The organism is Streptomyces altiplanensis (assembly GCF_053591575.1).
In genome coordinates, this window is the sequence record NZ_JBSFUB010000001.1 from 101,438 (window position 1) to 122,997 (window position 21,560).

Below are 21,560 nucleotides of genomic sequence, written 5' to 3' on the forward strand. Positions count from 1 at the left end.
ACGGCGCTGTACGTACTACGGCCGGGCGTCAGCCCATGAACTTCTTGAACTCGTCGGGCAGTTCGAAGTTCTGGTCGCCCTGGCCGGCCGGCAGGCCCAGCGCGCCGCCCGACTGCGCGGCCTGCTCGCGGCGCTCGGCCGCGGCCTGCTCCTCCAGCTTCCGCTTCATCGGGTTGCCGCTCTTGCGCTTGCCCTTGGCCTGCTTCTGCTGCTTCTTCTGACGGCCGGGGCCACCACCCATGCCCGGGATGCCCGGCATGCCCGGCATCCCGCCGCCCTGGGCCATCTTCGACATCATCTTGCGCGCCTCGAAGAACCGCTCCACCAGGTTCTTCACGGCGCTGACGTCGACGCCCGAGCCCTTGGCGACACGGGCCCGGCGCGAGCCGTTGATGATCGTCGGGTCCTGGCGCTCGGCGGGGGTCATCGACTTGATGATCGCGGCGGTACGGTCCACGTCGCGCTCGTCGATGTTGGCGATCTGCTCCTTGATCTGCCCCATGCCGGGCATCATGCCGAGCAGCTTGGAGATGGAGCCCATCTTCCTGACCTGCTCCATCTGGGCCAGGAAGTCGTCGAGCGTGAACTCCTTCGGGCCCTTCGCCAGCTTGGCCGCCATCGCTTCGGCCTCTTGCTGGCTGAAGGTCTGCTCGGCCTTCTCGATGAGCGACAGCATGTCGCCCATGCCGAGGATGCGGGACGCCATGCGGTCCGGGTGGAACGCGTCGAAGTCGTCCAGCTTCTCGCCGTTGGAGGCGAACATGATCTGGCGGCCGGTCACCTTGGCGATCGACAGGGCGGCACCACCGCGGGCGTCACCGTCGAGCTTGGACAGCACCACGCCGTCGAAGCCGACGCCGTCGCGGAATGCCTCGGCGGTGTTGACCGCGTCCTGGCCGATCATCGCGTCGACGACGAAGAGGACCTCGTCGGGGCTGACGGCGTCGCGGATGTCCGCGGCCTGCTGCATCAGCTCCTGGTCGATACCGAGGCGGCCCGCGGTGTCGACGATGACGATGTCGTGCAGCTTGTTCTTGGCGTACTCGATGGAGTCCTTGGCGACCTGGACCGGGTCACCGACGCCGTTGCCGGGCTCCGGCGCGTACACCGCGACACCGGCGCGCTCGGCGACGACGCTCAGCTGGTTGACGGCGTTGGGGCGCTGGAGGTCGCAGGCGACCAGGATCGGCGAGTGGCCCTGGCCCTTGAGCCACAGGCCCAGCTTTCCGGCGAGGGTCGTCTTGCCGGCGCCCTGGAGACCCGCGAGCATGATCACGGTGGGCGGGTTCTTGGCGAACCGCAGACGGCGGGTCTCGCCGCCGAGGATGCCGACGAGCTCCTCGTTGACGATCTTGATGACCTGCTGCGCGGGATTCAGCGCCTGCGAGACCTCGGCCCCGGCGGCACGCTCCTTGACCTGCTTGATGAACGCCCGGACGACGGGCAGCGCGACATCCGCTTCCAGCAGCGCGATACGGATCTCACGTGCCGTGGCGTCGATGTCCGCCTCGGACAGGCGGCCCTTGCCCCGGAGGTTTTTGAATGTCGCTGCGAGGCGGTCGGAAAGAGTATCGAACACGGCGGTCGCGAATCCTCGGGTCGGGGGACGGGTGGACACAGATGCCCCCAGGGTATCTGTCCGTCCGCGGTGGGGTCTGCCCCCGGCTGCCCCCCGGCCCGCCCCCGCTCCTCAGCGGAGCGCGCCCTCCAGTGCCCCGGCCACCTCGGCCGCCTCGATCTCCGGGAGCGGGGCGCCCTCGGGCCCTGTGACGTAGAAGGCGTCGACCGCGTTCGCGCCCAGGGTCGAGACGTGCGCGCTGCGCACCCGCACCTTTGCCGACTCCAGGGCGTGGCCGATGCGGTGCAGCAGGCCCGGGGCGTCCTGTGCGCGCACCTCGATCACCGTCGCGAGCCGGGACCCGGCGGGGGCGACCGTCACGCGGGGCGGCGGGGCCTGTGCGCCCCGCCTGCGCGGGTTCTTCTCGTACGCGCGCTCCCGCTCCGCGAGGCGGGCCGGGATGTCGAGCGAGCCGTCCAGGGCGCGTACGAGATCGGCGCGCAGCCGGACGGCCTGGGGCAGCGATCCGTACTCCGCCGCCACCCGCCAGTCGAGCAGCAGTACGCCGGCCCGCGACGCCGGGGCGCCGGCCACCACCGAGGGGGGGAGTTCGGCGGCCCGCAGTTCCGCCGTGCGTACGGTCAGCCGGTGCATCGCCAGTACGCCGGCCACCGCGGGCAGGACACCGGGCTGGTCCGGTACGGCGATCAGCAGCTCGACGCCGAGCGGTTCCGGCTCCTCGGCCGCGTCCTCCCGGTGGCCCTCCGGCTGCGCGCGCAGCGAGAGGACGGGCCCGCCGGTACGGAACGCCTCGACGGCGAGGCGTTCCTGCTCTGCGCTGGGGGCGGCGGGTTCAGGTTCGGCCGGGGCTTCGCCCGCGAGGACGGCGGCGACGCGTTTCACCAGGTCGGCGACGAGCGAGGCGCGCCAGGTGGACCAGGCGGCGGGCCCGGTGGCCAGCGCGTCGGCCTCGGTGAGGGCGTGCAGGAGTTCGAGGGTGCCGGTCGCCTTGACCGCGTCGGCCACGGAGCGGACGGTGGCCGGGTCGTCCAGGTCGCGCCGGGTCGCGGTCTCGACGAGGAGGAGGTGGTGGCGTACGAGCGTGGCGATCACGCCGACATCCGCGCGGTCGAAGCCGATCCGGGTGGCGATGTCGCGGGCGATGATCTCGCCGGCCACCGAGTGGTCGCCGGGCCAGCCCTTGCCGAAGTCGTGCAGCAGGGCGGCGGTCAGCAGCAGGTCGGGGCGCCCGACCCGGCGGGTGAGCGCGGAGGCCCGTACGGCCGTCTCGACCAGGTGCCGGTCCACGGTCCAGGTGTGCACGGGGTTGCGCTGCGGGCGGCACCGCACCCGCTCCCAGTCGGGCAGCAGCCGGGTGATGAGCCCCTCGGCCTCCAGCGCCTCCCACACCCCGACGGTCGCCTCGCCCGCGCCGAGGAGGGTGACGAGTTCCTCGCGCGCCTCGGCCGGCCAGGGCACGGGCAGCGGCTTGGCGACGGCCGCGAGGCGGCGTACGGCGTGCAGGGAGACGGGCAGCCCCGACTGGGCCGCGGCGGCGGCGGCCCGCAGCGGGAGCACGGCGTCGCGCTCGGGGCGGGCGGTGCGGGCGAGCACCACCTCGCCGTCCTGCTCGACGACTCCTTCCGCGAGCGGGGTGCGGTCGGTGGCAGGGGTCCTGCTGCCGAGCATGGCGCGCAGCCGGGGACGCAGCGACCGGGCGCGCAGGACCCGGTTCACCTCGCGCCAGGTGACGTCGCCGGCGTAGGAGATGGTGCGCGCCGCTTCGTACACCTCGCGCAGCAGGGTGTCGGCGTCCAGCAGACCGAGCTCGGCGGCGACCTGGTCCTGCTCCTGGAGGGCGAGGCGGTCGGTGGCACGTCCGGTGGTCAGGTGCAGCGCGTCGCGTACGTCGAGGAGCCGGCGCCGCGCCGCGTCGAGGCCCTCGCGCGGGGCGTCGGCGAGCCAGGAGGCGGCGACGGCGCGCAGGGCGGTGGCGTCGCGCAGACCGCCGCGCGCCTCCTTGAGGTCGGGTTCGAGGAGGTACTGCAGTTCGCCCTGGCGTACGGCCCGTTCCTGGCAGAGCTCGTGGAGCTCTGGCAGCCGCTTGGGGGCGAGGTTGCGCCAGTCCGCGAGTACGGCGGTGCGCAGTCCCGCGGTGACGCCGAGGTCGCCGGCGACGTGCCGGGCGTCGAGGAGTCCGAGGTGCACTTTGAGGTCCTCACCGGCGGTGGCGCGGGCCTCGGCGGGCGTGCGTACGGAGTGGTCGAGGGCGATGCCCAGGTCCCACACCGGGTACCAGACGCGGTCGGCGAGGGCCGCGATCGCGGCCTTGTCGGCGCTTGTGTCGTGCAGGAGGAGGAGGTCGAGGTCGCTGCGCGGCGACAGCTCGCCCCGGCCGTATCCGCCGACGGCGACGAGGGCCGCGCCGCGGACCCCCGTTTCGAGGGCGGCCGTGGTGAACAGCGCGCCCAGCCAGTCGTCGGTCAGCCGGGCGAGGCCGGAGCGGCGCGGCGGCCCGGACCGCGACTTCTCCTGGAGAAGTCGCAGCCGGGCCGCCGCGTAGCCGCTGGGTCCCGAGTCGTCGGACGGTTCGGTGGTCACTTCAACGCTCGTCACCCAGCAGCTCCCGTTCTGTGCGTTCCGGTACCAGGACGTCCGGTCAGAGGGCGTCCGGTCAGAGGGCGTCCGGGCCGCGTTCGCCGGTCCGTACCCTGACCGCCGTCTCGACCGGCACGCTCCACACCTTGCCGTCACCGATCTTGCCGGTACGGGCGGCTTTCACCACCACGTCGATGAGCTGTTCGGCGTCACCGTCCTCGACCAGCACCTCGATCCGGATCTTCGGTACGAGGTCGACCGTGTACTCGGCGCCTCGGTAGACCTCGGTGTGACCGCGCTGGCGGCCGTACCCGCTGGCCTCGGTGACCGTGAGTCCCTGGACTCCGAAGGCCTGGAGGGCCTCCTTGATCTCGTCGAGCCGGTGCGGCTTCACGACCGCGGTGATGAGCTTCATGCGTCCACCTTCTTGTTCTGCGTCGCGGCGCCCGTCCTGTCGGCCCGGCCGGGCTCGGACACGGCCGTGCGGGAGGCCGAACCGCCGCCCGCTCCGCTGAAGTCGTATGCGGTCTCGGCGTGTTCGACCTGGTCGATGCCCAAGACCTCGTCGTCCTCGGGGACCCGCATGCCCATCACCTTGTCGATGACGAAGGCGAGGAGCGCGGAGACCACCAGAGAGTAGGCCAGTACGGCGAAGACGCCCACGGCCTGCTTGCCGAGCTGGTCGAGCCCGCCGCCGTAGAAGAGGCCCTTGGCGTCGGACTGGACGCCGCCGGTGGCGAAGAAGCCGACGAGGAGGGAGCCGGCGATGCCGCCGACGAGGTGGACGCCGATGACGTCCAGGGAGTCGTCGTAACCCAGCTTGTACTTGAGGCCGACGGCCATCGCGCACAGCAGACCGGCGATGACGCCGACGGCGATCGCGCCGAGCGGGCTGACGGAGCCGCCGGCCGGAGTGATCGCGACGAGGCCCGCGACGGCGCCGGAGGCTGCGCCCAGGGTGGTGAACGAGCCGTGCCGGATCTTCTCGTACGCCAGCCAGGCGAGCATGGCGGCGGCGGTGGCGACCTGGGTGTTGAGGAACATCACGGCGCCGACGCCGTCGTCGTTGCCCAGCCAGGAGCCGGCGTTGAAGCCGAACCAGCCGAACCACAGGAGCCCGGCGCCGAGCATTACCAGCGGCAGGCTGTGCGGGCGCATCGGGTCCTTCTTGAAGCCGACGCGCTTTCCGATGACGAGGATGACGCCGAGCGCCGCGGCGCCGGCGTTGATGTGGACGGCCGTGCCGCCCGCGAAGTCGATGACGCCCATCTCGAAGAGCCAGCCGCCGGTGCCCCACACCCAGTGCGCGACCGGGAAGTAGACGACGGTGACCCACAGGGCGACGAACAGCGCCCAGGCGGTGAACTTGACGCGGTCCGCCAGGGCGCCGCTGATCAGGGCGGGGGTGAGGATCGCGAACATCAGCTGGAAGGCGGCGAAGACGTAGACCGGGATGGTGTAGCCGTCCCAGAGCTCGGTGACTCCGATGCCGCTCAGTCCGACGTACTCCGAGGACCAGCCGACGACCGAGCCGATGTCGGTGCCGAAGGCGAGGCTGAAGCCGTACAGCACCCAGAGGATCGTGACGATCCCGAGGCTGATGAAGCTCATCATCAGCATGTTCAGGGTGGACTTGACGCGGACCATGCCTCCGTAGAAGAAGGCCAGGCCCGGCGTCATGAGCATCACCAGGGCGGAACAGATGAGCATGAAGCCGGTATTGGCGGCAGACAGTTCGATCTTGTCTGCGGCAAGCGTCGTGATGCCTGGAGGCATCGGCGTCTCCTCGTCGTCGGTGCGGCCCGTGCGGGGGCGGAGCCTGGTGGCCTGCCGGCCTGGTGGCCGGTTCGGCAGCAAAGGGGTGCGCCGCTTATGGGCCATGAGGTTGGCGCAGCGCGGTTTCGGCCGATGCCACCCGATGTTTCACACCAGTGACGAAGAGGTCGTGCGTGTTACGTACGGGTGAACCGCCGGACCGGGGCCGTCGGCCGTCGATACCCTCTGCCCACGACAGGCGCCGCACAGCGAAAACCGGTCGCGACCGCCACCCTGCTGGCCTGGCGCGGGGGAGCCGAGTCGGGCTTTACGGGGTGGCCGGTCGCGACCGGCGCATGGGGCGGCGCGGGCCGGGTCCTCAGACCGCTTCCGCGGCTTCGGGCAGCTGGGCTGCGAGCCTGTCGGTGAGATCGAGGACTTCGGCGACGTCCCCGAAGTCCCTGGCGGCGGTGTCGACGGTCTTGCGGAGCCGGTTGTTCACCCGCTCGGAACGGACGCGTCTGGCGACCGCGAGGGCCTTTTCGGCCAGTACGACGGACTGTTCGGGTTCGCGTTTCAGCAGATGCACGGTGGCCATGCCGATGAGGTTCAGTGCATACGAACGCTGGTGTTCGTCGTCCTTGCCGAAGAGCTCCACCGCGCGCTCCATGACGGGCTCGGAGAGCGAGGCGTAGGTGGGGCTGCGTCCGGCGACATAGGCCAGGTCGCGGTACGAATGGGCGTTCTCGCCGTTGAGTTCGGCCTCGGAGAAGAAGCGGATCCAGTCGGGCTCGGGCTCGCCGTCCAGGCCGGCGTCCGCGAAGGTGTCCTCGGCCATCCGGACGGCCCGCTTGCACTTGCTGGGCTGGCCGATGTTGGCGTAGGCGCGGGCCTCCATCGCATACAGCATCGCCTGGGTCCGGGGCGTGGCGCAGTCGCGGCTGCCGTACTGCGCGAGGTGGACGAGTTCCAGCGCGTCGTCGGGGCGGCCGAGGTGGATCATCTGGCGGCTCATGTTCGACAGGACGTAACTGCCGAACGGCTTGTCACCGGCTTCCTTGGCGGCGTGCAGGGCGAGCACGAAGTACTTCTGCGCCGTGGGGTGCAGGCCCACGTCGTAGCTCATCCAGCCGGCCAGCTCGGCCAGCTCGGCGGCGCATTTGAAGAGCCGCCTGGACGTGGCCCCGGGCTGCGGTTCCTGGAGCAGGTCCGTGACTTCGTGGAGCTGTCCGACGACGGCCTTGCGCCGCAGCCCGCCGCCGCACTGGGCGTCCCACTGGCGGAACATCATGGTCGTGGACTCCAACAGGTCCAGCTCCGGCCCCGAGAGCCGGGACGGCCGCCGCGAGGGCGCGGCCGCCTCCGGGCGGTCGGGGCCGCCGGGGGGGCCGGGGGGGCCGGGGACGAGCCAGCGCTGCATGGGCTCGATGAGGGCGGGTCCCGCGGCGAGCGCCAGCGAGGTCCCGAGGAAGCCGCGCCGCGCGAGCATCAGGTCGCTGCGTGAGAACTCGCTGAGCAGGGCGATCGTCTGGGGACCCGTCCAGGGCAGGTCGACTCCGGACACGGAGGGTGACTGGTGGGCGGAGCGCAGACCGATGTCCTCGACGGCGACGACGCTGCCGAACCGCTCGGAGAAGAGCTCGGAGAGGATGCGCGGGATCGGCTCGCGCGGCTGCTCGCCGTCCAGCCAGCGGCGCACGCGTGAGGTGTCCGTGCTGATGTGGTGCGCGCCCATCTGGCGCGCTCTGCGGTTCACCTGGCGTGCGAGCTCGCCCTTCGACCAGCCGCTGCGCACGAACCACGAGCCCAGCTGCTCGTTCGGGCGCTTTCCAGCGTTCGTACCGCCTGCGCCACTGCCGCCCACTGGAACGCCCCCATCCACTGAAACCTTTATGCGCGAACCCGTAACAGAATGCCGCGAGTCACGGCCTGCCGTCCGAGGAATGCCCCTCTCGAACACGAATCCGGCTTGCCTCCGGCATACCCGCACGTGTCGTGATCTCCGGGGGGTTCGTGCACCGAAAGTAATCCTACGATCACCCATCCGCCATGGCGTTTCCATAAACGCCACCATTCGCCACCCCTTCGAATGAACTCTTCCGGGGCCGGGCGCGCTTCACTTGACATACGACGATCGAGAGTCGGCGGAGCGATGCGCGTCAGGGCGTGCGACCTGGTCCGCACCACCTCTCACGACACTGTGCGCCGCCGGACCGGCCCGGGCACAGCGGAGTGTCACGATACGACTCCGGTTCGTAACCACCGGCGCACTCGAACCGTTGGAGGGGGCATGGGCTTCACGATCGGCCGGGAGACACTGTCCGGCTCACGGCGCCGCGACCGCACGGCGGACTGCACAACGGTGGCCGAGTACACCGGGCTGTGGGGCTGGGCGGTGGTGCCGGGCGCCAGAGCATCGGCAGCGGGTCCGGCCGGCTCCGCCCCGGCGAGGCCCGCTTCCGCCCGCGCCGGAGCACGGCACTGCTCGTGCGGCGACACGGCGTGCCGGGCGCCGGGCGCCCATCCGCCGGCCTTCGCACCCGAGGTCCCCGCGGGCGCCACCCTGGACGAGGTCACCAAGACCTGGACCGGGTTCCCCGGCGCGGCGGTACTGCTGCCCGTGGGCCGTACGTTCGACGTCATCGAGGTCGCCGAGGCCGCCGGGCGCCGGGCACTCGTACGGCTGGAACGGATGGGGCTCCCGCTGGGACCGGTGACAGCGACGCCGGACGGGCGGGCCCACTTCTTCGTCGCCCCGGGAGCAGCCGCCGAGCTCCCCCGCCTGCTCTACCGGATGGGCTGGGACGACGCGGACCTCGATCTGCGCGGGCTGGGTCCCGGCGACCACATCGTGGCGCCGCCGTCCGATCTCGGCGGCCTCGGCCCGGTCCGCTGGCTCCGCCCGCCGGCGCTGGACACCGCGCAGTCACCGCCGCAGGCCCGACTGCTGCTGGGAACGCTGGCGTACATCGCGCACCGTTCTCCGGCGTAACGGCGCGCCGGCAACGACAATCGCCGGACGGCTCGCATGGAGCTCGTCCGGCGATCGAGGACCGGTCGACAGCCGGGACCGGGGTCCGGGGCGGAGCCTCGGGCTAGTCGCCGATGAGCGCGTCGACGAACGCCTCCGGCTCGAACGGCGCGAGATCGTCCGCGCCCTCCCCCAGGCCGACCAGCTTCACCGGTACGCCGAGCTCGCGCTGAACCGCGATCACGATGCCGCCCCGGGCCGTGCCGTCCAGCTTCGTCAGCACGATGCCGGTGATGTCCACGACCTCGGCGAACACCCGCGCCTGCACCAGGCCGTTCTGTCCGGTCGTCGCGTCCAGCACCAGCAGCACCTCGTCGAGCGGGCCGTGCTTCTCCACGACGCGCTTGACCTTGCCGAGTTCGTCCATGAGCCCGGTCTTGGTGTGCAGCCGTCCCGCCGTGTCGATGAGTACGACGTCGGCGCCCTCGGCGATACCTTCCTTCACCGCGTCGAAGGCGATCGACGCCGGGTCGCCGCCCTCGGGGCCGCGGATCGTGCGCGCGCCGACCCTATCGCCCCAGGTCTGGAGCTGGTCGGCGGCGGCGGCGCGGAAAGTGTCCGCGGCGCCGAGCACCACGCTGCGGCCGTCGGCCACCAGGACGCGGGCGAGCTTGCCGGTGGTGGTGGTCTTGCCGGTGCCGTTGACGCCGACGACCATGACCACGCCCGGGGTGTCCAGGCCGCTCTCGGTCTTCACCGCCCGGTCCATGTCCGTACCGAGCAGGTTCAGCAGCTCCTCGCGGAGCAGGAGGCGCAGGTCGCCCGGCGTACGCGTGCCGAGCACCCGTACGCGCTCACGCAGCCGGTCGACCAGTTCCTGGGTCGGGGCGACGCCGACGTCCGCGGTGAGCAGCGTTTCCTCGATCTCCTCCCAGGTGTCCTCGTCGAGGTGTTCGCGGGAGAGCAGGGTCAGCAGACCCTTGCCGAGCGTGTTCTGCGAGCGGGCGAGCCGGGCGCGCAGCCGCACCAGGCGGCCGGCGGTGGGCTCGGGGATCTCGATCTCGGGCGCGACGGGTTCGGCGACGACCGGATCCTCGACGGCGACGGGCTCCTTGACGGCGGTCGACGCGTCCGGGAGGTCCACCTCCTCGATGGTCCGGCGCGCTTCGTCGCGCGGTGGCGCCGCGTCCTCGCCGACCTGCGGTTCGGCGGGCGGAGCGGTGAGGGTCGGCGTGCTCGGCGGCGCCTGGGGCGGCAGCTGCTTCTTCTTGCGGCTGCTGACCACGAGCCCGCTGATCGCGCCGATCGCGACCAGGGCGATGACTACAGCAAGGATGACGATTTCCATAACCCATCCAGTATCAGCCACACCTGCACCCGGGGAGGATCCTCGGAGGATCACACGAGGTACATGGTGTGGATTTGGACCTTTTGGGGGGAGCGTGCGCCGCTGTGCCCGTAAGATGCTGTTGATCCCCCCACCACTGCACGGAGTTCCCCCATGCCTGAAGCGTCCGCCCCCGAGTCCGAGGGCGCGATAGAGACCCGCGGTCTCGAGCCCGTTCCCGACCACGAGCGCTCGGGCCGCGTCCGCGAGCTCTTCCCCACCTGGGTCGCCGCCAACATCAGCGTGCTCCTGCTCACCATGGGCGCGGGCCTGGTCGTCTTCAACGGCCTGAATTTCTGGCAGGTGCTGGCCGTGGCCGTCGCCGGGCCCGTCGTCTCGTACGGGCTCGTCGGCCTGATCTCGATCGCGGGCAAGCGCGGCGGGTCCCCCGGCATGGCGCTCTCCAGGGCGGTGTTCGGCCAGCGCGGCAACCTCTTCCCCGGCTCGCTGATCTGGGTCGCGCGCTGGGGCTGGGAGACGATCAACGCGGTGACCGGGGCATACGCCGTGCTGACCGTGCTCGACCTGCTCTTCGGCATCAAGAGCAACACCACGCTGATCATCGTGACGCTGCTGCTCTTCGTCGGCTGCACCTTCCTGGTGTCGGGCCTGGGCATCAACGCCCTGCGCCGGTGCAGCACCTGGTCGACGTACCTCTTCGGCGCCTTCAGCGTGCTCGTGCTGGTCTATCTGATCGCCGGCACCGACTGGTCCGCCGTGTTCGCCAAGCCCGCCGGTTCCACCGCGATGATGATCGCGGGCATCGGCACCATCGCGGCCGGCGGCATCAGCTGGGTCCCCTCGGGCCCGGACTTCACGCGCTACCTGCCGCGTACGGCGTCGGGCAAGGCCCTGGTCTCCACGACCGTCGGCGGTGCGGGCGTCGTCGTGCTGCCGATGGTGGTGATGGGCGCGGTCATGGCCGTCAGTACGCCGGACCTGGCGTCGGCCGCCGACCCGGTGTCCTTCATCGGCGAGCTGCTGCCGACCTGGATCGCGGTTCCGTACCTGCTGATCGCCCTGATCGGCATGCTGCTGATCAACTCGATGTCGATGTACTCGGCCGGATTCACCGCGCAGACGCTGGGCATCAAGGTGCCGCGCGCCTGGGCCGTGAGCGTCAACGCGGTCATCAGCCTGATCTTCGGTTTCCTGCTGATGGTGGTGGCGACGAGCTTCTTCGGCTCGTTCATCTCCTTCCTGACACTGCTGGCCGTGGCGTTCTCCGCGTGGATCGGCGTCTTCGGTGTGGACATGCTCAGCCGTCGTACGTACGACGGCGAGGCCCTCATGGACACCACCCGCACCAGTGGCTACTGGTACCGGGCCGGTTTCGCCTGGCAGGCCATGGTGGCGTGGGGCGTCGCCCTGGTGGCGGGCCTGCTGTTCACCAAGGTCGACTGGTTCACCGGTCCGCTCGCCGGTTCCTGGATCGGGCGCAACGGCCTGGGCTGGGCGGCGACGGTCGTCGTGGCGGCGCTGCTGTACGCGGTGCTGCCGAGGACGAAGCCCGTGGCGCCGGCCGCGACGCCGGAGCCGCGGTCCGGGGACGGGCGCGAGGCCGAGCCCGTCGGAAGCCTGTCCGTCTGACGCGACCCGGCTGACGCAACCGCGACATGACAAGGCTGCCCCGGCTCAGAGGCTGAGCCGGGGCAGTTCCGTGGTCGAGGAGAGGGGCAGCGGGGATTAGCCCATCTCCTCCAACGCCTTGCCCTTGGTCTCCTTCACGAACTTGAGCACGAAGGGGATCGAGAGCACGGCGAAGACTGTGTAGATCACGTACGTCCCCGAGAGGTTCCACTCGGAGAGGCTCGGGAAGCTCGCGGTAATCGCCCAGTTGGCGATCCACTGCGCGGAGGCGGCGACGCCGAGCGCGGCGGCGCGGAGCCGGTTCGGGAACATCTCGCCCAGGAAGACCCAGACCACGACGCCCCACGAGAGGGCGAAGAAGAGCACGAAGACGTGGGCCGCGATCAGCGCGACGATGCCCTCGGTGTGCGGCAGCTTGCCGTCGACCAGGTTCGCGGAGAAGGCCCAGGCCTCGAAGGCCAGGGCGAGCGCCATGCCGGTCGAGCCGATGAGCGCGAGCGGCCTGCGGCCGATCCGGTCGACGAAGATCATGGCGATCACGGTGCCGACGATGTTGATGATCGACGTCGTGAACGAGTAGAAGAACGAGTCGCTCGGGTTGATGCCGACCGACTGCCACAGCGTCGCGGAGTAGTAGAACGCGACGTTGATGCCGACGAGCTGCTGGAAGACCGAGAGGCCGATACCGACCCAGACGATGGGCAGGAAGCCGAAGCGGCTGCCGAGGAGGTCCTTGAACGTGGACTTGTGCTCGCTGCGCATCGCGTGCTCGATCTCGGAGACGCGCAGGTCGAGGTCGACGTTCTTGCCCTCGACGTCGGCCAGGATCTCCTTGGCCTTGTCGACCTTGCCCACGGAGATCAGGAAGCGCGGCGACTCGGGGATGGCGAAGGAGAGCAGGCCGTAGAGCACGGCCGGGACCACCATGACGCCGAGCATGACCTGCCAGGCTTCGATGCCGAGCAGCTTGCCGCGCTGGTCGCCGTCGGCGAGGTTGAGGATGCCCCAGTTGACGAGCTGGGAGACGGCGATGCCGATGACGATGGCGGCCTGCTGGAAGGCGCCGAGGCGGCCCCGGTACGCCGGCGGGGCGACCTCTGCGATGTAGGCGGGGCCGATGACCGAGGCCATGCCGATGGCGATGCCGCCGAGGACCCGCCAGAAGGCGAGGTCCCACAGGGCGAAGGGAAGCGCGGAGCCGACGGCGCTGATCGTGAACAGCGCGGCCGCGATCTGCATGACGCGGATACGGCCGATGCGGTCGGCGATGCGGCCCGCGGTGGCGGCGCCGATGGCGCAGCCGATCAGGGCGATGGCGATGACCTGCGCCAGGGTCGCGGACCCCACGTCGTACTTGCCTCGGATGCCTTCGACCGCGCCGTTGATGACGGAGCTGTCGTAGCCGAAGAGGAAACCGCCCATCGCGGCCGCGGCCGTGATGAAAATGACGTGGCCGAGGTGATCCGGGTGGGCTTCGCGGGCTCCGGACGCCGGTGGTTGCGCAGTGCTGGTCACATTAACTCCTGGTGCCTGGCCGCGTTGCCTGGCGTGGGGGGCAAGCACTCCAAGTGGGGCACAACATCGAGTGGCCCACCACTTGAAGGTAAAAACGACGTTGCCGAGACTATGCCTTCAAGTTTCGAAGTCAAGAGGAAGAGCTAGTGAATTTTGCGACCACAGCGTGGTGACTTGTGTTCAAGTTTTGAAGACTAATGGGGGCTGTCAGCGAAGACGCTGGCTGATGACCTTGGAGACGCCGTCCCCCTGCATGGAGACGCCGTACAGCGCGTCGGCCACCTCCATCGTCCGCTTCTGATGAGTGATCACGATCAGCTGGGAACTCTCCTGGAGCTCTTCCATGATCCCGATCAGCCGCTGGAGATTGGTGTCGTCGAGCGCGGCCTCCACCTCGTCCATCACATAGAACGGACTCGGCCTGGCCTTGAAGATCGACACCAGGATGGCCACCGCGGTCAGCGACCGCTCTCCGCCGGAGAGCAGCGAGAGCCGCTTCACCTTCTTGCCCGGCGGCCTGGCCTCGACCTCGACCCCCGTGGTGAGCATGTTGTCGGGATCCGTCAGAATCAGCCGGCCCTCGCCGCCCGGGAAGAGCCGCGCGAAGACCCCCTCGAACTCCCTCGCGGTGTCCCGGAACGCCTCGCTGAAGACCTGCTCGACGCGCTCGTCGACCTCTTTGATCACCCGCATCAGGTCGGTGCGCGTCTTCTTCAGGTCTTCAAGCTGTTCGGAGAGGAACTTGTGACGCTCCTCCAGCGCCGCGAACTCCTCCAGGGCGAGCGGATTCACCTTTCCGAGCTGCTGGTACGCCCGTTCGGCCACCTTGAGGCGCTTCTCCTGCTCCGCGCGCACGAACGGCCGCGGCTGGTTGCGGCGGTCCTCCGGGTCCTCCGGCACCTCCTCGCCCTCGGCCGGCGGTGACGGCGGAACGGGCCGGTCGGGCCCGTACTCCGCCACGAGTACCACCGGTTCCACGCCCAGTTCCTCCAGCGCCCTGGCCTCCAGCTGCTCGATGCGCAGCCGCTTCTCCGCGCCGAGTACCTCACCGCGGTGAACCGAATCAGTCAGTTTGTCGAGCTCGCCCTTCAGGTCCCGGCCTCGGTCACGCTCCGCCACGAGTTCGCGCTCGCGCTCCGCCTTGGCCGCTTCGGCCGCGCCGCGCTCCTCATCGGCCCGTACGAGCGAGACCTCGACGTGGGCCAGCAGCTGACGCGCTCCCGACGCGACGGCCCCCGCCACCTGTGCCTCGTGCCGCAGCCGCGCGCGCCGCTGTTCGGCGCGCACCCGCTCCTCGCGCTCGGCGCGCGCCCCCCGGTCGAGTGCGTCCGCCCGTCCGGCGAGGCCCTTCACCCGCTCCTCGTGCGTACGGACCTGGAGCCTGGCCTCCATCTCCGTCCGGCGGGCCTCGGCCCCGTCGGCGGCCAGCCGGTCCCGCACGGAAGTGTCCGGCTCGTCCTCTCCCTTGTCGCCGAAGGGAGAGGACTCCTCGGCCACCAGCAGCCGTTCCGCCAGCTCCTGTGCCTCCTCGGTGGCGCGCTCCAGCGCGTCGCGGGCCCCGGCGGCGGCAGCGGCCGACCGCTCGGCCTCGTCCGCCGCGCCGCGCGCCTGCCCGGCGAGCCGCCCGAGCCGCTGCGCGACCCCGGACTTCTCCCGGTCGGCGGCCCGGCGCCGCTCCGTCAGCTCCTCCACGAGCGCGGCAGCCGCGTCCCGCCGCTCCCCGGCGCGGTGCTGCGCCCCGGCCAGCTCCTCGCACCGTACGGCCAGCTCCGCCAGCTCGGCGGCGGCCTCATCGACGGATGCCTGCACCTCCAGCAGACTCGGCGCCCCGGCCGAACCGCCCTGGGCGAAGTACGCCCCGAGGACATCGCCCTCGGCGGTCACAGCGGTCAGTCCGGGGTGTTCGGCGACCAGATCCTCGGCGTCCTCCAGCGTCCCGACGACGACCATGTCCCGTACGAGCCGCCGCACGGCGGGCATCAGCTCCGCGGGCCCCCGCACGAGGTCGGCGACGGCCCGCGCCCGCGCGGACGCGTCTTCCTGCCCGGGGACATCCCCGGGGGCGTCGGGACAGCCGTCCGTCTCGGCCCGGGCGGGGACACTTCCGCCCGGCTGCGGTGGGGTGCTGCCCGGCAGGAGGACCGCCCGGCCCGCGTCCTGCTTGCGCAGGAGCCGGATCGCGTCGGCGGCCGTGGCCGGGTCGGTCACCGCGATCGCGTCCGCCGCGGCGCCGAGCGCCGCCGCGACGGGGACCTCGAAGCCCGGGTCCACCGTGAGGAGCTCCGCCGCCGGGCCCAGCAGTCCGGCCGGCCGGGGCCGCGCTCCGAGCAGCGCGCCCGTGCCGTCCTTGCGCCGCAGTCCCAGGGCCAGCGCGTCGTGCCGGGCGGATGTCGCGGCCCGCCGGCGCTCGGTGGAGGTGGCCGCCTCCCGGGCTGCCGTGAGCGCGGCCTCCGCCCCGGCGAGCTCCCGCCGGGCCGCTTCGTACTGCTCCGCCAGGTCGGCGTCGCCCGCGTCCAGCTGCTCCACCTCGGCCCTGAGCTGCTCGTACTCCTCCTGCGCGGCGGCGGCCCGCTGCTGGGCGCCCTCGTGCGCGCCGGCCAGGCGGTCGATCTCGGCCTGGGCCGAACCGGCCCGGCTGCGGGCCGCGTCGACCTGGCCGCTCAGCCGGGCGAGGCCCTCGCGCCGGTCGGCGATGGCGCGGGCGGCGTCCTTGAGCCTGCGCTCCTCGGCGGCCAACTCCCGTTCGAGTCCGGCCCGGTGCTCGACCGTGTCGTCCAGCGCCCGCTGCGCCGCCTCCAGCGCGGCTTCCAGCTCCGCCTCCTGCTCGCGGATCCTGGCGGCCTCGCGCTCCATGCTTTCGGGGTCCCTGAATCCCCGGCCGCGCCGTTCCTCCTCCGGGGCGGCCGTCGCGCTCTTCACCCGGGCTTCGGCGAGCGAGACCGTGCCGCGCACCCGCTCGGCCAGCTGCGACAGTTCGTACCAGGTCTGCTGCGCCCGCTGCAGTCGCGGCGCGAGGCGGCGCACCTCCTCCTCCAGCTCGGCCTCGCGCGCCAGCGCGGCCTCCAGCTGTGCCCGGGCCGCGTCCTTGCGCTCCTTGAGCGCCGCCTCGTCGGCGAGCTCCGTGCGCAGTGCGTCGCGCAGCTTCACCAGGTCGTCGGCGAGCAGCCGCAGCCGGGAGTCGCGCAGGTCCGCCTGGATGACGGCGGCCCGCCGCGCCACCGCGGCCTGCCGCCCCAGCGGCTTGAGCTGCCGCCGCAGTTCATCGGTCAGATCCTGTATGCGCGAGAGATTCGCCTGCATCGCGTCCAGCTTGCGCAGCGCCTTCTCTTTCCGCTTGCGGTGCTTGAGAACACCCGCGGCCTCCTCGATGAAAGCCCTGCGCCCCATCGGATCGGCATGCAGTACGGAGTCAAGCCGGCCCTGCCCGACGATCACATGCATCTCCCGCCCGATACCGGAGTCGGAGAGCAGCTCCTGGATATCGAGCAGTCGGCACGTATCGCCATTGATCTGATATTCGCTGCCGCCGTTGCGGAACATGATCCGCGTAATGGTCACTTCGGCGTAGTCGATGGGCAGCGCGCCGTCGGAGTTGTCGATGGTCAGCGAGACCTCGGCACGGCCGAGCGGCGGCCGCCCGGTCGTCCCGGCGAAGATGACGTCCTCCATCTTGCCGCCGCGCAGCGACTTCGCTCCCTGCTCCCCCATCACCCAGGACAACGCGTCCACCACGTTGGACTTGCCCGAACCATTGGGTCCCACGACGCAGGTGATGCCTGGTTCGAACCGAAGTGTTGTGGCCGATGCGAAGGATTTGAAACCGCGGAGAGTCATGGCCTTGAGGTGCACCGCCGCACTCTACCTTTCACCGGCGGTTTCACTCATGAACGCGCAGGGCACATCAGACGGTAAGGGAGAGGCCCGGCGCCGGACGGCGGAAAGAAAGAAGGGACGCCGAAGCGTCCCTTGCAATGTCTTGCTGGATAGATCTTGAGCAGATCTCAAGCGGCTGATACGGACAGCCTGACGGGTTCTTCTTCCATGAACCCGATCAGGTGAGCGCAGGCTCCGCCTGGGGTACGTCGATGTCGATGCTGTCGAGCAGCGAATCTCCGCGGTGGTGAGCGGCGGCGCTCAGCTCGTCGTTCTCGGACTGAATCCGGTTGAGCTCGGACTCAAGATCCTGAACGCGCTGCTGAAGCCGTCGCATCTCGGCGAGGAGTCGCGGGTCGGAGCCGCCGACGTAACCGAGAAGCGCCTTTGCCATGATGGATGGGCCTCCACACTGAGTGACCGACCGAAGCGGTGGTGGGTCGTGAGGGAATCGCACCCGCGGTGCTTGTCATCTCCGTTGTTCTCAATGCCAAACAGCTAAGGTGCGCGGGGCTTCCAGAGTCTCACCAAAAAGTTTGACGGTCAACACGATCACGCCCCGTATCGACGGGCGACCCGGGGGCGCGCGGCCGCGAATGCGCGGCGTCGCCTCTGCTGCGGGGCCCTGGGGGCGTGGAGATCATCCTTACCTCGGCAGCTTTCCACGGCAAGCGTTTCTTGGCAACCACCAGGCCGTTTCTGCTCCAGGCCCCTGACGTGGGCATCTCCGGAATGTGCCGACAGGCCCGTACGCCGGGATCCGGTCAGCGGACCGCGAAGCCCGTATAGCCGCCGCGCGGTGTGCCCCAGATCTCAGTCACTCCGTCAACGCGCCCGGGAGTGTCGGCGGACCGCATCCACTCCAGCAGACGGTGGCAATTCTCACGCGGCCCCTCGGCGACCACCTGCACCCGGCCGTCGTCCAGATTGAGGGCGAAGCCGGTGAGCCTTCCGATTTCCAGAGCATTTTCCCTGGTGAACCAGCGGAAGCCCACTCCCTGTACTCGACCGCGCACCCAAGCGGTGAGCCGTACCTCTTCGTTCATGACTGCACGCTAACCGGCCAATAGCTCAGGAGGCACTTCACCCCCACCCGTCATGGCGTACAGTCCCGACGAAATAAGCCTCACTCTTTCGGGTGAATCGCATTGACGTGGACCACGTCGAGCAAGCATGAGGAAGGCACAGCAGATGGGACGCCATCGTCGCTCCGCCGCCGGACCCGTCGCAGCAGAGCACGCGGACGACCCGGCAGGCCGGCACCAGGGGGACGCACGCCGCCGGAAGAAGCGGGCCGCGCCCGTACGCACCGGGCTGCTCGGTGTCTCCGCCGCCGTGGCCCTGGGCGCTGTGGCGGTCACCTCCGGGGTACTGCCCGGCGGAGACAGCTACTCGATCAGCGGTGACAGCGCGGGCGACCGGGTACGCACCGAAGGTCCGGCCGGGCTCGAGTCGCAGGGCGGCAGCACGGGGGAACCCACGGACACGGTGACGACGCCCGCTCCCGGCGGCGACGCGCGTGCGCACGCGCCGTCGAAGTCCCCCTCTCCGAAGCCCACCCAGCCCACGAAAACCGCGAAGCCCTCCACCAAGCCGTCGGCCAAGCCGTCCGCGAAGCCTTCCGAACGGCAGACGGCCACGGAAAGCCGCACCGGCGCCGGCAAGCCCGCCGGGTCGGGGAAGAGCCCGAAGCCCGAGCGCAGCGCTCCCGCCCCCGCGCCCAAGGCCCCGGAGAAGGGGAAGGGCAACGGAAACGGCAGCACCACCGGTTCCGGATCCGAAGCCACCGCCGAGGCCACCGTCCTGGCCCTGGTGAACCAGGAACGGGCGAAGGCCGGCTGCTCCCCGGTCCGGGCCGACGCCTCGCTGGCCCTGCTCGCCGAGAACTTCAGCCAGGACATGGCCGCCCGCGGCTTCTTCGACCACACCGACCCGGACGGGGCGACCCCCTGGGACCGCGCCGAGAAGGCGGGCATCGACGGCCTGGGCGGCGAGAACATCGCGCGTGGCCAGACCGACGCCGAGTCGGTGATGGACTCCTGGATGAACAGCGAAGGCCACCGGGCGAACATACTCAACTGCAACTTCAAGACGCTGGGCGTCGGTGTTCACAGGGGTTCCGGCGGCCCCTGGTGGACTCAGAACTTCGGCTTCTGACCCCGCTTCCGCACCCCGTACGCACACAGCACGAAGGCCCCCGTCCACGGCGACGGGGGCCTTCGCTTTCGCGTATCGGTGCAGACGTGGGAGGTCAGACAGCGAGGGCTTCCCGGCCCGACGTGAAGACCTTGGCGGTTTGCGCGACACGGCGCCCGAGGTGCTCGGCGGTGGCGATGTCCGCCTTGTGCACGCCCTCCGGGCCCTCGTCGGAATTGGTCTGGGCGCCGGCGCCGGAGAAGAAGCCGAGGCGGTTGAGGTCGTTCTCGGAACCCTCGGCGGAGTTCCAGCCGGGCTTGAGGCCGAGATTCACCCAGTGCATGGCGTGCTGGGCGGCGAGCGTCTGGAAGAACTGGAGCGTGTGCAGCTTGTCGCCGCTCTTCGAGCCGGAATTGGTGAAGCCCGCGGCGAGCTTGTCCTGCCAGGCCCCGGTGAACCAGCGCTTGGAGGTCTCCTCGGCGAACCGGTGGAAGGCGCCGGACGCGGTCCCCATGTAGGTGGGCGAGCCGAAGACGATCGCGTCGGAGGCGTCGAGCAGCTCCCACTGGTCGTCGGTGATCCCGTCGACGTTGATCAGGTGGACGACGGCGCCGGCGTCGGCGGCACCGCCCCGGACGGCCTCGGCGATGACGGCCGTGTGACCGAAGCCGGAGTGGTAGGCAATCGAGACGACGGGCGGAACAGCGGGGGTGGTCACGGTGACGGTCTCCTCGTCGGGGCTTCTGCTCAACAGCTGACACCAGAAGGAAAGCACTAACCTCTAGATAGCGCAATCTAAAAGTTAGCGCTGTCTCGGAGTACGCTGGCGCCATGGACAGCACAGCGCAGCAGACCTGCGGCGACTTCGCGTTCGACGTGTTCTCCCGGCTCTGCCCGTCGCGCGGCACGCTGGAGGACGTGACGGGACGCTGGGGCAGCCTGACCATCGGTGCCCTGCGGGAAGGCGGCACTCTGCGCTTCAGCGAGCTGCGCCGCCGGGTCGACGGGGTGAGCGAGAAGATGCTGTCCCAGACGCTGCACGCGCTGGAGCGCGACGGCCTCGTCAGCAGGCAGGCGCAGCCGGTCAACCCGCCGCGCGTGGACTATGAGCTGACGCCGCTGGGGCAGGAGATCGGAGAACGGCTGCTCGCCCTCATCGAGCTGGTGGAGGGGCGCATGCCGGAGGTACTGACGGCGCGGTCGCGTTACGACGAGACGCGCGGCGACCGAGGGGCGCGCGTAGCGCTCTACTGAGGGCGGCGGGAGACGGGCGGGCGCTGACAGCGCGGGCAGAAGTAGCTGGAGCGGTTCATCCAGGGACGCCGGCGCATCGCCGTACCGCAGCGACGGCAGGGCTCGTCCTCACGCCCGTACGCGTCCAGGGACCGCTCGAAGTAGCCCGACTCGCCGTTCACATTGACGTAGAGGCTGTCGAAGCTGGTGCCGCCGACGGCGAGCGCGGCGTTCATGACGTCCCGGGCGTGACCGAGGAGCTCGGTCGCGCGGGGGCGCGTGAGGGTCGCGGTGGGGCGCTCGTAGTGCAGCCGCGCGCGCCACAGCGCCTCGTCCGCGTAGATGTTGCCGACGCCGCTGATCAGCGACTGGTCGAGCAGGGCGCGCTTGACGGTCGTACGGCGCAGGCGCAGCGCCGCGTAGAACGCGTCGTCGTCGAAGAGCGGGTCCAGGGGGTCACGCGCGATGTGCGCGATGACGTCGGGAAGCCCGTCCGGGGAGTTGTCGTGCAGCGAGAGCCCGCCGAAGGTGCGCTGGTCGACGAAGCGCAGCTCCGTACCGAGCACATCGTCGAAGCGGACGCGGATGCGCAGGTGCTTCTCGTCGGGGGCGGACTCGGGCTGCACGAGCAGCTGGCCGCTCATCCCGAGGTGGCCGAGGACGGAGGCGTCGGTGTCTTCGAGCGGCAGCCACAGGTACTTGCCGCGGCGGCGGGCGGCCCCGATGCGGTGCCCCTTGAGGCGTACGGCGAAATCCTCACCACCCGCGAGGTGGCGGCGTACGGACCGGGGGTGCAGCACCTGCACTTCGGAGACGGTACGGCCGGTGACCCAGCGCTCCAGCCCACGCCGGACGACTTCGACTTCGGGCAGCTCAGGCACGGATGCAGCATACCGCTGTGCCCCCTGCCGGAATCCGGCAGGGGGCACAGCGGGCAGTGCTTG

Annotated in this window: 16 protein-coding genes; 4 read left to right on the top strand and 12 right to left on the bottom strand. The window is 70.6% G+C overall.

Features of this window, described 5'->3' with window-relative positions; translation table 11 throughout:
- Positions 1–28 precede the first annotated feature (28 nt).
- The 5 genes from ffh to nsdA form a co-directional block, all read right to left on the bottom strand.
- Positions 29–1,579 carry a signal recognition particle protein gene (ffh, locus tag ACWD0Y_RS00480; RefSeq protein ID WP_093798811.1) on the bottom strand — a complete coding sequence of 517 codons (1,551 nt, stop codon included), beginning with the start codon at positions 1,577–1,579 and terminating at the stop codon, positions 29–31.
- A 111-nt stretch (positions 1,580–1,690) separates the two neighbouring features.
- The gene (locus ACWD0Y_RS00485) at positions 1,691–4,174 is read right to left on the bottom strand and encodes a [protein-PII] uridylyltransferase (protein ID WP_450258274.1); all 2,484 of its coding nucleotides are present in this window, start codon (positions 4,172–4,174) and stop codon (positions 1,691–1,693) included.
- A gap of 58 nt (positions 4,175–4,232) precedes the next feature.
- Positions 4,233–4,571 carry a P-II family nitrogen regulator gene (locus ACWD0Y_RS00490; RefSeq protein ID WP_064070309.1) on the bottom strand — a complete coding sequence of 113 codons (339 nt, stop codon included), beginning with the start codon at positions 4,569–4,571 and terminating at the stop codon, positions 4,233–4,235.
- Positions 4,568–5,932, bottom strand: a complete 1,365-nt coding sequence (locus ACWD0Y_RS00495; RefSeq protein WP_450258275.1) for an ammonium transporter — start codon at positions 5,930–5,932, stop codon at positions 4,568–4,570. The genes ACWD0Y_RS00490 and ACWD0Y_RS00495 overlap by 4 nt, the downstream gene beginning before the upstream one ends.
- Positions 5,933–6,290: 358 nt before the next feature.
- Positions 6,291–7,775 carry a transcriptional repressor NsdA gene (gene nsdA, locus ACWD0Y_RS00500; RefSeq protein WP_450258276.1) on the bottom strand — a complete coding sequence of 495 codons (1,485 nt, stop codon included), beginning with the start codon at positions 7,773–7,775 and terminating at the stop codon, positions 6,291–6,293.
- Between the two features lie 426 nt (positions 7,776–8,201).
- On the opposite strand from nsdA, the gene ACWD0Y_RS00505 reads away from it, so the two are divergent.
- Positions 8,202–8,903, top strand: coding sequence for a bifunctional DNA primase/polymerase (locus tag ACWD0Y_RS00505; RefSeq protein ID WP_450258277.1), 702 nt, complete (start codon positions 8,202–8,204; stop codon positions 8,901–8,903).
- A gap of 103 nt (positions 8,904–9,006) precedes the next feature.
- Here the strand turns inward: ACWD0Y_RS00505 and ftsY are convergent, their stop codons facing one another.
- Complete coding sequence (gene ftsY, locus ACWD0Y_RS00510; protein ID WP_450258278.1) at positions 9,007–10,230, bottom strand: signal recognition particle-docking protein FtsY; 1,224 nt, start codon at positions 10,228–10,230, stop codon at positions 9,007–9,009.
- Between the two features lie 153 nt (positions 10,231–10,383).
- Here ftsY and ACWD0Y_RS00515 point away from each other — a divergent pair, with 153 nt between their 5' ends.
- Positions 10,384–11,859 (top strand): cytosine permease, encoded by a 1,476-nt coding sequence (locus tag ACWD0Y_RS00515; protein WP_450258279.1) that lies wholly within the window; start codon positions 10,384–10,386, stop codon positions 11,857–11,859.
- Between the two features lie 96 nt (positions 11,860–11,955).
- On the opposite strand, the gene ACWD0Y_RS00520 is transcribed toward ACWD0Y_RS00515, so the two are convergent.
- The 4 genes from ACWD0Y_RS00520 to ACWD0Y_RS00535 form a co-directional block, all read right to left on the bottom strand.
- The gene (locus tag ACWD0Y_RS00520; protein WP_450258280.1) at positions 11,956–13,374 is read right to left on the bottom strand and encodes a sugar porter family MFS transporter; all 1,419 of its coding nucleotides are present in this window, start codon (positions 13,372–13,374) and stop codon (positions 11,956–11,958) included.
- 207 nt (positions 13,375–13,581) lie between these two features.
- The gene (smc, locus tag ACWD0Y_RS00525) at positions 13,582–17,223 is read right to left on the bottom strand and encodes a chromosome segregation protein SMC (protein WP_450258281.1); all 3,642 of its coding nucleotides are present in this window, start codon (positions 17,221–17,223) and stop codon (positions 13,582–13,584) included.
- Between the two features lie 202 nt (positions 17,224–17,425).
- Positions 17,426–17,641 (bottom strand): hypothetical protein, encoded by a 216-nt coding sequence (locus ACWD0Y_RS00530; RefSeq protein WP_093798817.1) that lies wholly within the window; start codon positions 17,639–17,641, stop codon positions 17,426–17,428.
- A gap of 370 nt (positions 17,642–18,011) precedes the next feature.
- Positions 18,012–18,293 carry an acylphosphatase gene (locus tag ACWD0Y_RS00535; RefSeq protein WP_450258282.1) on the bottom strand — a complete coding sequence of 94 codons (282 nt, stop codon included), beginning with the start codon at positions 18,291–18,293 and terminating at the stop codon, positions 18,012–18,014.
- A 145-nt stretch (positions 18,294–18,438) separates the two neighbouring features.
- Here ACWD0Y_RS00535 and ACWD0Y_RS00540 point away from each other — a divergent pair, with 145 nt between their 5' ends.
- Entirely contained in the window at positions 18,439–19,404 is a 966-nt protein-coding gene (locus ACWD0Y_RS00540; protein WP_450258283.1) for a CAP domain-containing protein, read from the top strand.
- A 94-nt stretch (positions 19,405–19,498) separates the two neighbouring features.
- Here ACWD0Y_RS00540 and ACWD0Y_RS00545 read toward each other — a convergent pair whose 3' ends face one another.
- Positions 19,499–20,134: a flavodoxin family protein gene (locus ACWD0Y_RS00545; protein WP_450258284.1), complete on the bottom strand. Its 636-nt coding sequence runs from the start codon at positions 20,132–20,134 to the stop codon at positions 19,499–19,501.
- 80 nt (positions 20,135–20,214) lie between these two features.
- Between ACWD0Y_RS00545 and ACWD0Y_RS00550 the strand changes: the two genes are divergently transcribed.
- Positions 20,215–20,637: a winged helix-turn-helix transcriptional regulator gene (locus ACWD0Y_RS00550; RefSeq protein WP_450258285.1), complete on the top strand. Its 423-nt coding sequence runs from the start codon at positions 20,215–20,217 to the stop codon at positions 20,635–20,637.
- Here ACWD0Y_RS00550 and mutM read toward each other — a convergent pair.
- Positions 20,631–21,497 carry a bifunctional DNA-formamidopyrimidine glycosylase/DNA-(apurinic or apyrimidinic site) lyase gene (gene mutM / locus ACWD0Y_RS00555; protein ID WP_450258286.1) on the bottom strand — a complete coding sequence of 289 codons (867 nt, stop codon included), beginning with the start codon at positions 21,495–21,497 and terminating at the stop codon, positions 20,631–20,633. The two genes, ACWD0Y_RS00550 and mutM, sit on opposite strands and share 7 nt — an antisense overlap.
- Between the last annotated feature and the right edge of the window lie 63 nt (positions 21,498–21,560).

Coding starts and splice junctions, on each gene's coding strand:
- ACWD0Y_RS00490 (WP_064070309.1), bottom strand. CDS start 4,571: ATGAAGCTCATCACCGCGGTCGTGAAGCCGCACCGGCTCGACGAGATC.
- ACWD0Y_RS00495 (WP_450258275.1), bottom strand. CDS start 5,932: ATGCCTCCAGGCATCACGACGCTTGCCGCAGACAAGATCGAACTGTCT.
- ACWD0Y_RS00505 (WP_450258277.1), top strand. CDS start 8,202: ATGGGCTTCACGATCGGCCGGGAGACACTGTCCGGCTCACGGCGCCGC.
- ftsY (WP_450258278.1), bottom strand. CDS start 10,230: ATGGAAATCGTCATCCTTGCTGTAGTCATCGCCCTGGTCGCGATCGGC.
- ACWD0Y_RS00515 (WP_450258279.1), top strand. CDS start 10,384: ATGCCTGAAGCGTCCGCCCCCGAGTCCGAGGGCGCGATAGAGACCCGC.
- ACWD0Y_RS00530 (WP_093798817.1), bottom strand. CDS start 17,641: ATGGCAAAGGCGCTTCTCGGTTACGTCGGCGGCTCCGACCCGCGACTC.
- ACWD0Y_RS00535 (WP_450258282.1), bottom strand. CDS start 18,293: ATGAACGAAGAGGTACGGCTCACCGCTTGGGTGCGCGGTCGAGTACAG.
- ACWD0Y_RS00540 (WP_450258283.1), top strand. CDS start 18,439: ATGGGACGCCATCGTCGCTCCGCCGCCGGACCCGTCGCAGCAGAGCAC.
- ACWD0Y_RS00550 (WP_450258285.1), top strand. CDS start 20,215: ATGGACAGCACAGCGCAGCAGACCTGCGGCGACTTCGCGTTCGACGTG.